Genomic DNA, 13,981 nt, shown 5'->3' on the forward strand with positions numbered 1-13,981 from the left:
ATGGTACTTTTACAGATGAAGCAAATCAGTAAAGTATTCGGTGATATGAAGGCACTGAATTCTATTAATTTATCAATTGAACAAGGAAAAATACATTCTCTAGTTGGAGAGAATGGTGCAGGAAAATCCACACTAATAAAAATTTTAACAGGAGTCTATCAATCTACATCAGGTGAACTTTTTTGTGAAGGCTCTAAAGTAGATATAAAAGCGCCGAAAGATGCACAACAATTGGGCATCCATGCTATTCATCAAGACAGGCAGCTTATTCCATACTTCAATGGCCTGGAAAACTTATATCTAAACGACCCTTATCCATTGAAGCGAGGACTTTTTGGAATCAATTGGAGAAAAATGAAAGCAGAGGCAGAATTATTGAAGCGTAAGTGGGGGATTGATATCCCACTGGACATTCCTGCCTTTAAAATGACACCTTCTGAGCAGACTTTGCTTGAGATATTACGGGCAATGAATTCCGATTCAAAGATTTTAGTTTTGGATGAACCGACTGCGTCTTTATCTGATAAGGAATCGGAATTGCTCTTTTCCTTTATCGAGCGCCTGAAAAATCAGGGTGTAGCCATTATTTATATATCACACCGTTTAGAAGAAGTGATTCGTATCTCGGACAAGGTTTCGGTTTTAACAGGTGGAAAACTGACCACGACGCTTAATAAGGATGAGCTTTCCAAAGAGCTGATTATCCACCATATGACGGACGGAGAAGCGTTGAGAACAGTCGAAAAGAAACATGAAAAAGAGCCGAATAACAAAGATATTCTTTTGCAAGTTAACGATTTGCGAACAAAAGATCAGAGGGTCAAAAAGGCAGATTTTACATTGCATTCCGGTGAAATACTGGGTGTTTATGGTTTAGCAGGTGCTGGACGAACTGAAACCCTAGAAGCTATTTATGGGCTAAGGTCAATTGACCATGGAGAGATTCGATATAAGGGAAAACCAATTCTAAAGCCCTCTCCAGGCAAAATGCTCCAAAATGGCATAGCAATGATTCCGGAAAACCGCCATGAAGAAGCACTTATTATGAGTAATACTATTAAGGATAATATGACTTTACCAATTATCAGCAGTGTAACGGATAAGGGGAAAATTAATAAGAAGAAAGAAGATACATTGGTAGATGGTGAAATGGAACGATTTAAGATAAAAGCTACAAGTATGAAGCAAAGAGTAGCAGAGCTCAGTGGTGGTAATCAGCAAAAGGTCGTGTTTGGAAAGGCGCTATTAACTGAACCAAATATTTATATGTGTGATGAACCAACACAGGCAGTTGATATTATGACCCGCACTGAGATTCACATGTTTTTAAAAAAACAATCAGAGTTGGGTGATGGGGTCATTTTTGTATCCTCTGATATTAATGAAATCCTTGAAATAAGTGATCGTGTGTTAGTTTTCAGCGAAGGAAAGACGGTGTCAGTATTGGAGAATCATAACTTAACAACAAATGAAATTCTGGATATTTGTTATAAAACTAAAATGGAGGGGGTGGCAAAATGAATATAGCCACACAAAACGGGAAAAAGCTTCAGTTGAATAAAAATATGTTAAGTTCATATGGAACAATCGTTGCTGGCTTAGGAATTATCTTTGCATTCAGTATTATGAGTCCTAATTCTTTTGCCACAATTGATAATATGATAGGCATTACACGGCAAATTGCCTTCTTGGTAATTATTGCTGTAGGTGCGACATTAGTAATGTCTGTAAAAGAATTCGACCTTTCGATAGGAGCTATGGCCAGTTTGGGAGGAGTTGTTTCTGCTAAATTGGCAGCAGCAGGGGTTCCGGTTATCATCTGCCTCATTGTTCCGATAATGATAGGCTTTATTATCGGGGTTATCAATGGTGCTATTATTACCAAGTTTAATGTTATTTCATTTGTGACCACTTTGGCTATGGGAACGATATTAGGTGGAGTCACATTTTGGTTAACTGGGGGATCGACTGTATTTGAAAATATTCCTGAATCATTTAAATATGTTGGCCAAACAAATCTGGCAATGATACCCCTATTGTCAATTATCATGATATTTATAGTTGTTATTTTTTGGTATATTATGTCCCAAATGTCGCTTGGGAGAAGATTTTATGCGATTGGCGGCAATGAGCGGGCATCACAGGTCTCAGGGATAAATATCAAATATTACAAGACGATATCATTTGCTTTATGTGGTATGCTTGCAGCTTTTACAGGGGCATTGCTCGCATCACGTCTGGGATCGGCCCATCCAACAGGTGGGGATGGATTCTTCCTTAATGCATATGCAGCGGTATTTTTAGGGATGACAGTAGTTAGGAGCGGAATTCCGAATATCATTGGTACATTGTATGGGGCTGCAATATTAGGTGTACTCGCTAATGGCCTTACGATAATTGAGGTTCCATCTTATATGCAGGATATTATAACAGGGGCTATTATCATTATTGCATTAATTGTTCAAAAGTTAGGTCGTGATTCTTAATGGTTTATGTTCATTCAAAAAAGAATAATCTCAAGCTACCGGAAGTTTTTCTGACAGGTTACTTTGTTGGAAAACATCCAAGCCATGAGGAAAGTATCGATTTAATAACCGCTTGTGTTTCGGCTGGGCTTGATGCTGTAGAAATTGGTATACCGAGTACAGATCCTTATTTGGATGGTGACGTAATAAGTCATGCACACGCCACTGTTGTGGAAGATTTTCGCAAACAGGAAGATTACTTCTCGTATTTAAAGCAGCTCAGGGAAAATATTAATGTACCGGTGTGGATTATGGGGTATTACAATGATTTGGTGAAAGATGATTTATATAAGAAATTAGCTGCTGCTCAATTGGCTGATGGTTTTGTTATCCCTGATTTGCAGCAAGGGCATTTTCATGCAATGAGAAAAGAAATCCATCCATTAGGTGCAGCGATATTCCCTGTTGTTAACGATGGCATGCGAGATGATGAACTATGCCAATATATAGAGGATACGGAACTTTTATATTGTCAATTGTATAAAGGGGAAACGGGTAAATCAATTGCAAATGTGAATAGCCTGCCTCTATTTTATCAACGAATGAGAAATTTAACGGATGCTAAGTTAATGGGTGGTTTTGGTATCAAAGACGGACAACTTGCCAAAAATGTGTATCACACTGGATATGATGGGGTTGTTGTCGGAAGCGAGATTGTTAGATTAGTAAATGAGGGATCAAGGGAAGAATTACTTAGATTAATTAAAGAGCTTGCCTCAGCAAAAAGTAGAAAGGAGGAATAAAAGGTGAAATACATCGCGGTTTTCGATATAGGCACTACTTCGATTAAAGGTGTACTTCTTGATAAGCATGCTGACTTAAAGGGACCTTACTCTGTCTTATTGGAAACGTATACTGGCCCCGACGGCAATGTAGAACAAGACCCTCTCGATTGGTGGAAAGGAGTCAAAGAAATGGCCTGGAAGTGGTGGAATGAACTTGATATTGACCCACACCACATATCGATGATTACTTTTGCAGGACAAATGGAAGATGTTATTCCAATTGCCGATGATGTATCACGTGCGATTTTATACTCTGACACACGCGCTAGTGAAGAAGCGGAATGGATAAATCAAAAGTTTCCCACGATACATGAAATACTGGGAAATACCGTAAGTGCCTCAACACCAGTCGCAAAACTACGATGGCTTGAGAAGCATAATCTTAGCTTATATCAAAATACGCCGCACTTTGTTTTCAGCGCAAAAGATTTTATCATTTACAAAATGACAAATTCTGTTGTAACTGATCCAACAACAGGGGCTACAACAGGCATGATGAACTTGAAGAAACGCCAGTGGGAAAAGAGAATTATAGAATCCATAGGAATAGAAGAAACAAAACTTCCTAAACTTTTGAATGCCGAAAACATAGCAGGATATTTATCGAAGGATGCTGCAAGTGAAACTGGTTTTTGTGAAAACACACCAGTATTATGTGGGTGTGGTGATGCAGGCGCTTCAAGCGTTGGTGCTTCAGCAGTAGATCAGGGTGATAGTTACTTTTATATTGGAACTACAGGCTGGGCTGCAATCATTCGAGAAGGTGTTAAAGAGGATTCGGAAATCAATGGACTTTTTCATTTAGCACATTTACCTAACGATTCCACGATTTCCATTGCCCCATTATTGAATGTGGGGAATGTTCATCGATGGGCAGTTCGTACCTTTACCGGTAGCGAGAACACAGATCGATATGATGCATTTGAGAACTTACTAAAAACTTCTAAGGCAGGTAGTAATGGGTTACTATTCCTACCATATTTGCATGGAGAGAGATGTCCAGTCAGGGATTCTGATGCGAGGGGCGCTTTTTGGGGTATTGGACCAAATACCGAAGATAGTGATTTCGCTAGAGCAGTAATTGAAGGAATTTCGTTTGCGTTAAAACAATTAATCGATTTACTTAATGACAATACATCAGGTAATATAACTCTAATTGGTGGTGGGTCAAAAAGTGAATCCTGGTGCCAAATATTAGCCGATTGTATTGGAAAACCAATAAGGGTTCCTTTTGAAAGTGAATATATGCCAGCGTTGGGGGCATCTTCCTCTGCATTTATTAAATTAGGTTGGGCCAAGGATTATAGTGACTTCTCGAGACATTTTATTATGTCTGCTGATGCCTCAGTTTATCGACCCAATATGGATAATTTTGTGAAATACAAGGAAATTTATAATCGCTATTTAAAAATGTATCCAGCTTTGAAGGGGATTTATAGTTAAGGATTGAGCGGGCTTGTATCATCTACTAATTAACGTTGATGAGCAAGCTCATTTTCTATATTAAATGGAGGGTGTAAGTGATGCATAGTACGCCAATCATATGAGTCTCAATTTAGAGAAGGAAAAAAGATGCCAGTACCAAGGAATATTACTCTGGAATAATTGGTTGAGGAAAAAATATTAAGAATGAATTTTTCTCTTAAAAAAGTCTGTTAGTCCGGGGTCACTAAGATAAATTATTTATTGAAGTTACCTATGACAATTTAAAGCCGTTTTAAATAACCGACACCCAAAAATAAGTTTATGTTAAACTTGCAACAGAAGAAGCAACAATAGATTGGGGCGTTTATCATGGCAACAACTGCTAAACAAAATACAAATAAAAGTTACTGGGGATGGCTAGCCGTAATTGGAGTCTTCTTATTAACCAAAGCAAAATGGCTGCTAGTCTTATTGAAAGTTGGGAAATTTGCTACGTTAGCCTCAATGTTTGTATCACTTTGGGCGTATGCGATATTTTTTGGATGGAAATTTGCAATAGCACTAGTTTACTTAATATTTATTCACGAGATGGGGCACCTTGTTGCAGCTAAGATGAAAAACATTCCAACAAGTCCCGCAGTTTTTATCCCATTTTTAGGGGCTGCGATAGGGATAGACCCGAAAAAGATAGACAATGCCAAAACAGAATTTTTTGTGGCATATGGTGGTCCTTTAGCTGGATTAATATCCATAATTCCAGCATTTGCTTTATATACTACGACAGGGGATCCTTATTGGGCTCTTGTAATTCAGCTTGGCGCACTTATTAATTTATTCAACCTATTTCCGGTATCCCCACTTGATGGTGGACGGATCGTGAGTGTATTGTCACCGAATATATGGTTAGTTGGGCTGTTAGTTTTAATTCCGATTCTTTTTATCTCACCAGATCCCATACTAATTTTAATATTTATCTTCGGTCTCGTAACATGGTGGAAACAATTCAAAAAGAATACAGATATGGAAATTATGAAGCATGAAGAGAATGTTTTGACCGAAATAAACAAGGAGTTTAGATTTTTAGCTGATCAGTCAAGCGATTTTGGCCATTCCGATATCACTGAAAATCAATTTACTTCCTTATTTGTTAAAATCAAAGAACGAAAAGACAACGTTAATCGTTATCTGCAGAATAATGAAGGCTTTACCTTTCCGGTTTTACAGGAAAAGAAGCGGACAGAAATTAAAAAGAGCAAGGCGGAGAAACAAATCTTGAGAAGAATCTTAAACGAAATGAATATCAGAGAGGATACACTGGAAGTAGATGCGGCTACTCATTTCGATTCACTAGTTGAAACTATTTACCACAAAAATGAATACCAACTTATGGAGATTAAAAAAGAGGTCAAGCGTGTTAAAGCGTACTATCAAACCTCGGTGGGAACAAAAATTAAGTCGCTTGCTCTCTATTTATCTTTGGCTATACTGCTCGCTGTAATTCTTGTTTTTGCAATGGGTATTTTAGATGCAAGTCAAATAGAGGGGATGTAGTGGAGTGTGGTATACAATCGCACGAAATTTTTCGTAAGGTACCATAACAATGTGATTTTCTGCTAGAGCAGAAAATACCTTTCTTTTAAGTACTATCGTTTCTCAAGCTGAAAAAGTGGTATCTGGATTGAAAAAATTAATTTTTTCAATCCAGGTGCCACTTTATTTATATTAGATTCGTTTAGTTTAGGCAGATATTGTTTTTGTATATCTTGCGCTGTTGGTGACCTGGAAAGTTCCACGGCATTTTATTTTGTGGCGGATATTAATTTCTTGTTCATTCTTAGCAGCTGTTTTTCAGTCTTTTTTCAGTATATAATTGAAATTTTACACTCCTGAATTCAGTACTTATGACTCATGTGAAGTTTTCTTAGATTAATTATAAATAGTAATAATGAATTATATACTAGGGGACATAAATATGGTACTTTTAACAATAAATGACAAACTATTTAAAATAATTTGTTAACATTTATCCATTAACCTCCCTTACAATAAGGATCGATTTTTCTTATACTCTAGGTGGGCCCGTAAACGATGGGGAATATATGCATAAGGGAAGATAAATGTAAGAATAAATTTATCTTCAACATATTTAGAATTCATAAATGAAAGTGCTTTCAGTTGAAGTGCGTCTATTGTTGGTAAGTAAACTTTACTAACTTATAGTATAAACTACTTTTTATCAATTAAATTTAGGAGGTGATCGTATTTAAGATACTAACATGAAGATAAATAAGTATTTGGTAAGTAAACCTGTCACTGTATCAGAAACATGAAGGGAGAAATACCATGAAGAAAATTATTTATTTGTTTTTAATTCTATTTTTACTAATCCCACTAATGACACCTATGAAAACAGTGGGAGAAGAAAAAGTTGAACATGATGTTGAGCTCTGGAATACATTGCAGCCTTTAGATACTACATTAAGTTTCATGAATACTGGGGCTCACCCGGATGATGAGCGCAGTCATTTTCTTGCATACCTTTCAAGAGGACTTGGATTAAGAACTGCGAGTCTTATCGCTAACCGTGGGGAAGGAGGACAAAATGAAATAGGTAAGGAACTCGGTAATGGATTAGGGATAATCCGTTCAAATGAGCTTATTGAGGCTTCCGAGGTTACTGGCATTGATGTATTTCATTTAAGTCAAACAACTAGTGACCCTATTTATGACTTTGGTTTCTCTAAGAGTTCCAATGAAACGTTAGAAAAGTGGGGAAGTGACCAAACCTATGAACGTTTTATTCATAGAATAAGAACATATAAACCCGATATTCTCTTCACATCTTTTTTAGATGTAAACACTCAACATGGACACCACAGAGCAATTAATCAGCTTACAAGAAAGGCTTTCGAAGATGCGGCGGATCCAACCGTGTATCCCGAACAGCTTGAGGAAGAAGGGCTTTCTACTTGGCAAGCTAAAAAATTGTACCTTCCCGCAGACTCTAAAAACGCAACTACTTCAACAGAAATCGGTATGTATGATCCGATTTATGGGATGACTTACCCACAGCTTGGCGAAAAGTCTCGTTATCTTCACAAAAGCCAAGGAATGGGAAATGACATTCCAGTTGAACCAGAGAAAATTAACTTAAGACTTGCTAAGTCACTAAAGGATATTCCAGAACAAGAGGACCTTTTTGATGGACTAGCATATAATTTCTCTGAAATTGCAAGTCAATTAAATAACGAACCGTTAAGTGAAGAACTAAGCCATTTTCAAAAGACGCTCGAGAAGGTTATAAAACAATATCCAAATCGTAATAAGGCAATGAAAAAGGCTCATATTGCTCTTAATGAAGCAAGAAAGTTAGAGTCGAAATTAAAAAATAGTAATCTGGAAGATAAGATTAAAGAAGATATTCTGTTTCGCCTTGATGTTAAACAGCAACAACTCTCTGATGTAAGTAAAGTGGCTGCTAACTTGAAAGTAGAGACAGTGGTTGAAGATACTACGCTAGTTCAAAATGGACAAACACAAGTTACCGTTACCCTAGCAAATAAAGGGAAGCATCCTCTAAAGGAGGTTGGCACAACGCTAAATCTACCAGAGGGTTGGACCTTGAATGAAGCAACAACTCTATCCAGTTTAAAAGCCGGTGAGGAGAAAACTATTGAATTTACTATCAATGTTCCCTCTGATGCTAATTACTTTAAGCCTTATGAAGAGCCTGTTATCCATTCAGAAGTATCCTATTCGGTAGGACCAACAGAAGTGAAGCATAGTTATGATGCAAATGCTACCGTAGCTGTATTGCCGGATGTCTCCGTGCAGGTCGATCCAAATAACTTAGTAGTAAATACTTTGGATGTCCCAGAACAAATCACCGTGGATGCTGAAGTACAGAATAATACGAATGGAGAGCTTGATGCGTCTGTCAGCTTAGATGTACCAAAAGGATGGGAAGTTGAGCCTGAAGCAGCACCTGTTACATTTGAAGAAGAGGGTGAATCCAAAACGATAACGTTTACCGTTTCGCCTGGATCTAGTGTTAACAAAGGTGAATTTTCTATTAACCCTATCGTAAACGCAAATGGAAAATCATTAAGCACAGACGTACAAAAGATTGATTACGATCATATCGATAAGTCCTACTATCTTTACCCTGCAAAAGTCGAAGGAGTCGCATTCGATTTAAACGTACCTGAAACATTGAAGGTAGGATATGTTGATAGTGGATTTGATAAAGTTACTGAAGGATTACAAGGTATTGGGATGGATGTTACGAAATTATCACAAGAAGACCTTCAATCCGCTGATCTGTCCCAATACGACACCATTGTTACTGGTGTTAGAGCATATCTTTCTCGTGAAGATTTAAGAAATAACAATGGACGATTGCTAGATTACGTTGAAGATGGAGGACATCTTGTAGTGCAATACAATAAGCCATGGGATAATTGGAATCCCGATGAAACAAGTCCATACAATCTTGTTATAGGCCAGCCTTCAATCGAGTGGCGTGTCACAAATGAAGATGCCGAGGTTGACGTTCTGAAACCAAATCATCCTTTGTTTAACTATCCAAACAGTATAACTGAAAATGACTGGTCCAATTGGGTTCAGGAGCGTGGTTTATATTACCCTATGCAATGGGATGATAGATTTGAAACGTTCGTAAGTATGGCTGACCCGAATGAGGAGCCATTTAACGGTGGTATCTTGATGGCTGATCATGGAGAGGGAACATACATGTATACAAACCTAGTTTGGTACCGACAAATTCAGAATAATGTACCTGGTGGGTATCGCATTTTTAGCAACCTAATCAGCTATCCATTATATGAAGAATAGAAGTACCTAGTATCAGCAATAGGAAAATTACAAAAAGAATCCCCTGAATCGCAATATCTTTTATTTATTGTGATTCGGGGGAATTTTTAGAGAGTAACCTAATTAAGGGGGGTCATTTATGGTAAATAAAACGAAAATAGTTATTGTTGGTGCAGGTAGCGCCATTTTCGGACTAAGTATGTTGAAAGATGCTTTTTCTACAAAAGATTTATGGGGAAGTGAACTGGTATTAGTAGATATTGACAAAGTTGCCGTTGAAAGAATGGAATCAGTCGCAATTCGGTTTAATGATTACCTTGATGCTGGATACAAGATATCATCGACCACCGATAGACTTGATGCCTTACGAGGAGCGGATTTTGTAATTGTATCTATCGCTGTTGATCGGGTGAAAATGTGGAAGTGGGATTTTTCTATTCCACAAAAGCATGGAATTCCCCATGTATTGGGTGAAAATGTCGAACCGGGTGCAGTCTTTCATACCATGAGAAACCTTCCAATTATTCTTGATATTTGTAAGGATATAGAAACGTATTGTCCTGATGCACTACTAATTAATTTTACAAATCCTGAAAGTCGCTTATGCATGGCAATTAAAAAGTATACGAATGTTAAAGTGGTAGGTCTCTGTCATCAAATTAACGCAGGAATTGGTATTGTTTCAACATTAACTAATATTGATAGAGAATATATTGATGTGAAAGCTTGGGGTATAAACCATTTTACTTGGATGGTTGATATTAGAGATAAACGCAATGGAGAAGATTTGTATCCGCTCTTAATAGAAAAAGAGGCAATTTATACTACAGAATATGAAAAATTATCGAGGTTTATTTTCCACAATTATGGGCTTTTTCCAACGTCTGGTGACAGTCATTTAGGTGAATTCTTTCCTTATGCGCATGAAATGATTAGTAAAGCAGGCTATGATTTTAATAAATATGAAAAAAGGCGTCAAAATGTAGTTAAAACTTTAAACGACATTATTAATGATGAGGTAACTATTGACAGTGATTTAATTAAGCCCTCTGGAGAAAAAGCATTTACTATAATAAACGGAATAAAAAATAATACGAATGAAATGATTGAATCTGTAAATATCCCAAATGAAGGCTATATAACTAATCTTCCAAATGATGCAATTGTTGAAGTGCCTTCCTTAATCAATGGTAACGGGATAAATGGACTTACACTCGGTAAGCTTCCGAGGGGAATTGCTGCTTTATGTAAAACGCAAATTGATGTTCAGCATCTTGTAGTAGACGCAGGAGTTAATGGTGACAGAAATTTGGTTATGCAAGCCTTACTTACCGATCCAAATATTCCAAGTGCAAATGCTGCAATGAAAATTTATGAGGAGTTAATGGAAATCAACAAACCTTATTTGAATCAATTCTACTGAAAAGTAATGGAGGAAAACTATGATTGGTCTAAATTAAGAAAGTTGCAGTTGTAATCCCCCCCCCGTATTAATAATAGTTTTAAGGGGACACAAACTTCTCAAGAATAAATTTTTACCTTTTCCTCCGTTGTATCATATCTAATACTACCTTAGGATTTGTTCCCCCTGTTACCTTTCTTCGTTCTACAAATTGTTTGGGGTCAATGATGGATTCCCAATCATTATTTTCTAATTGAACATTACCTAACCATTCATTCACTTTAGATAATGGTATTTGATAAAGTTCCTTCTTTTCTTCATTAGCACGTTTTGCTATAGTGCTTGCCTTTTTATGTGCTTTTCTAAAGGGCACACCGTAATCCCGGGCAAGTACATCGGCAAGTTCTGTGATCGTAATCATATTTTCCTTTGCTTGCTGATGAGCACGCTCTTTATTGAAATTTAATGTAAGAATAACAGCTCGCATTAATTTTATCACTCTATTAGCCTTTTGATATCCACCATACAGATGAGGCTGCAAATCATCTTCTGTGTCATTTATATCTCCGTATGGTGTATTATGAATCATATGAAGTACTGCCATCCCCTCTGCTGCAGCACTGCTAGCAATGGCGCGAGAATGTTCTACAGAAACAGGATTTCTTTTTTGTGGCATAATGCTGCTAACCTGAACATATGCATTTGATACTTGTAACAATCCAACCTCTTTTGATGACATTCGTAAAAACTCTTGAATCCATCTACCCATATTTGTCATAAGGCTTATTAATTCTTGTGCTGCTTCTATTAAATAATCCCCTGTACCAATTGCATCATAGGAATTTTCAATTAACCCATCAAACTCAAGCAAGTCGGCCATTCGCTCTCGATTTATAGGAAATCCCGTTGTAGTAATGGCAGCTGCGCCCATAGGAGATTGGTTTACTGTCTTATATGCCTGTTTTAATCTTTCAATGTCTCTTGATAAATTATCATATATTGCGACTAGATAGTGTCCGAATGTCGTTGGTTGTGCCGGTTGGGTATGAGTATGGGCAGGCATAATAGATTCTATGTGTTGTTCTGCTTGATAGAGAATTACTTGATTTAATTTCTCTGCATTATCTATAGTCTGCTCTAGATAGTTTCGTAACACTATACGGTACATTGCTTCACCCATATCATTTCTACTTTTTGCAATATGCATTTTACCCGCCAATTCATCACCAATGTGATTCCCAATTTTAGATTCTACAAGGAAAAATAAATCCTCAAACTCTTCAGTATACAATAAATCACTTCGATCCAAGCCTTCTACTAGATTTAATCCTTCAAAAACCTTATTACATTCATCCTTGGTAAGAATCCCTTGCTCTGTCAGCATAGTCGTATGCGCTTTGTTTATTTTAAACATCGCTTCAAATAAGTACTGTTTTTGGTCATTGAATATGGGTTTTAATAATTCCTCCACATACACTTCCCCTGGAAATTCAACACCATCGGTAGCTTCAAATTCATTCTTTAATTCTTTCATCCCAATTCGACCTCCAAAATATAAAAAAATTATAGTTAGTAAACCTTACTTACTTATTTAAATATTATTATTAGTCTATACAAAAGCGCTTTCATTGTAAAGCATTGATTATTCAGAAAAATGGACAAGTTAGTAAAATTATCAAATGAAAGCGTTGACTTTTCTGAAATATTTTAGTATTGTGTGATTAATTAATAAGTAAACTTTACTAACTTATTGGAAAGTGAATTGTTTTTGAAGGGAGGGAAAAACCATATATACCCGAGGCATCATGGTGAGTTCTAATAACATAAAAGACTTAAACAAAAGAATAATTATTCGTTATATTCAAAGAAATCCAGGAATTTCACGTTCTGACATTTCTAAGGCACTATCTATTAGTAAGCCAACTGTATCTAATGTTGTTGATAAATTGTTGGTAGAAGGGTGGGTCAGTGAAGAAGAAAGTATAAGAGGAAGCTCCTCTGGTGGAAGAAAACCATTCAAAATTTACTTTAACCAGGAGGCATACTATCTTGTTGGCGTAGATATTGGGGGCACCTCTGTGAAAATGGCTGTCATGAACCTTGGAGGGACAGTTATAAATCAACTATCTTTTGAAACACAACCATTTGTAGGTAGTCAACTTACCCCAGTAATTGCTGATATGATTAAAAAACTAATTAAAGATAGTAACCTTGAAAATGATCAAATATTCGGTGCAGGCATTGGAGTACCTGGAATAACTGATGTGAATAAAGGTGTTGTGGTTGATGCTCCTAGTGTTGGTTGGAAAAACGTCCCTTTGAAATCGCAAATGGAGTATCTTCTGCCATTCCCAGTTTATCTCGACAATGACGTAAATGTTGCTGCTCTAGGTGAATTATGGAAAGGAATGGGTACGGAAAATAATAATTTTCTTGTCATAACATTAGGAACCGGTATTGGTTGCGGCGTGATTATCAATGGTCAACTTTATCGCGGATCCTCTTATTCGGCAGGTGAGATAGGGTATATGGTTACTGATAAAGATACAGCAGAGAAAAAATATGAACATACTTTTACAGGTTATGGATTTTTAGATAACCATGTTGGGGGCCCTTCTATTTCACGGAGAATGCTTAGTAATTTAGTGGGCAAAAATGGTGTAAATGAAGTTTGGTCAGCAAAAAAAGTATTCCAAATGGCCATGGACAAAGATGAAATTGCCTTGGAGGTGATTAATGAAACCCTGTCGCATCTTGCCTTTGCCTTAGTAAATGTGATTTCCATTATAAACCCTGAACGGATTGTATTGGGGGGCGGAATCTCAAAATCTATGAATCAATTTTTACCATATTTATCTGCAACAATTGAAAAGCATATACCTATACAAACAGAGCTTGAAATAACATCTGTTAAGGATGTTTCATTGTTAGGGGCAGGTTATTTGTTGTTAAAAGAACACGAGTCTATTTTGAAAGATTGATTACTTAATGAATCTTGGTTTTATAAATTA

9 protein-coding genes are annotated in these 13,981 nt (G+C 36.8%); 8 read left to right on the forward strand and 1 reads right to left on the reverse strand.

Annotated elements, in window-relative coordinates; translation table 11 throughout:
• The 7 genes from BMY13_RS03435 (at position 1) to BMY13_RS03465 (ending at position 10,991) form a co-directional block, all read left to right on the forward strand.
• The gene (locus tag BMY13_RS03435) at positions 1-1,521 is read left to right on the forward strand and encodes a sugar ABC transporter ATP-binding protein (protein ID WP_092502560.1); all 1,521 of its coding nucleotides are present in this window, start codon (positions 1-3) and stop codon (positions 1,519-1,521) included.
• Positions 1,518-2,486 carry an ABC transporter permease gene (locus BMY13_RS03440; RefSeq protein WP_092502562.1) on the forward strand — a complete coding sequence of 323 codons (969 nt, stop codon included), beginning with the start codon at positions 1,518-1,520 and terminating at the stop codon, positions 2,484-2,486. Before BMY13_RS03435 ends, BMY13_RS03440 begins: the two co-directional genes overlap by 4 nt.
• Positions 2,486-3,268: a tryptophan synthase subunit alpha gene (gene trpA / locus BMY13_RS03445; RefSeq protein ID WP_092502564.1), complete on the forward strand. Its 783-nt coding sequence runs from the start codon at positions 2,486-2,488 to the stop codon at positions 3,266-3,268. The genes BMY13_RS03440 and trpA overlap by 1 nt, the downstream gene beginning before the upstream one ends.
• Before the next feature lie 3 nt (positions 3,269-3,271).
• Positions 3,272-4,753 carry a xylulokinase gene (locus BMY13_RS03450; RefSeq protein WP_092502566.1) on the forward strand — a complete coding sequence of 494 codons (1,482 nt, stop codon included), beginning with the start codon at positions 3,272-3,274 and terminating at the stop codon, positions 4,751-4,753.
• Between the two features lie 351 nt (positions 4,754-5,104).
• A complete protein-coding gene (locus BMY13_RS03455) occupies positions 5,105-6,286 on the forward strand; it encodes a site-2 protease family protein (RefSeq protein WP_092502568.1) in 1,182 nt (393 codons plus the stop codon).
• A gap of 792 nt (positions 6,287-7,078) precedes the next feature.
• A complete protein-coding gene (locus tag BMY13_RS03460) occupies positions 7,079-9,589 on the forward strand; it encodes an NEW3 domain-containing protein (RefSeq protein ID WP_092502570.1) in 2,511 nt (836 codons plus the stop codon).
• Between the two features lie 118 nt (positions 9,590-9,707).
• Positions 9,708-10,991, forward strand: a complete 1,284-nt coding sequence (locus BMY13_RS03465) for a family 4 glycosyl hydrolase (protein WP_092502572.1) — start codon at positions 9,708-9,710, stop codon at positions 10,989-10,991.
• 112 nt (positions 10,992-11,103) lie between these two features.
• Here BMY13_RS03465 and argH read toward each other — a convergent pair whose 3' ends face one another.
• A complete protein-coding gene (argH, locus tag BMY13_RS03470; protein ID WP_092502574.1) occupies positions 11,104-12,504 on the reverse strand; it encodes an argininosuccinate lyase in 1,401 nt (466 codons plus the stop codon).
• Positions 12,505-12,778: 274 nt separating this feature from the next.
• On the opposite strand from argH, the gene BMY13_RS03475 reads away from it, so the two are divergent.
• Positions 12,779-13,951 (forward strand): ROK family transcriptional regulator, encoded by a 1,173-nt coding sequence (locus tag BMY13_RS03475; RefSeq protein WP_175476698.1) that lies wholly within the window; start codon positions 12,779-12,781, stop codon positions 13,949-13,951.
• Positions 13,952-13,981 lie beyond the last annotated feature (30 nt).

Origin of the sequence: Virgibacillus subterraneus, assembly GCF_900110695.1 — a bacterium.
In the GTDB taxonomy this organism is placed as follows: domain Bacteria; phylum Bacillota; class Bacilli; order Bacillales; family Amphibacillaceae; genus Lentibacillus; species Lentibacillus subterraneus.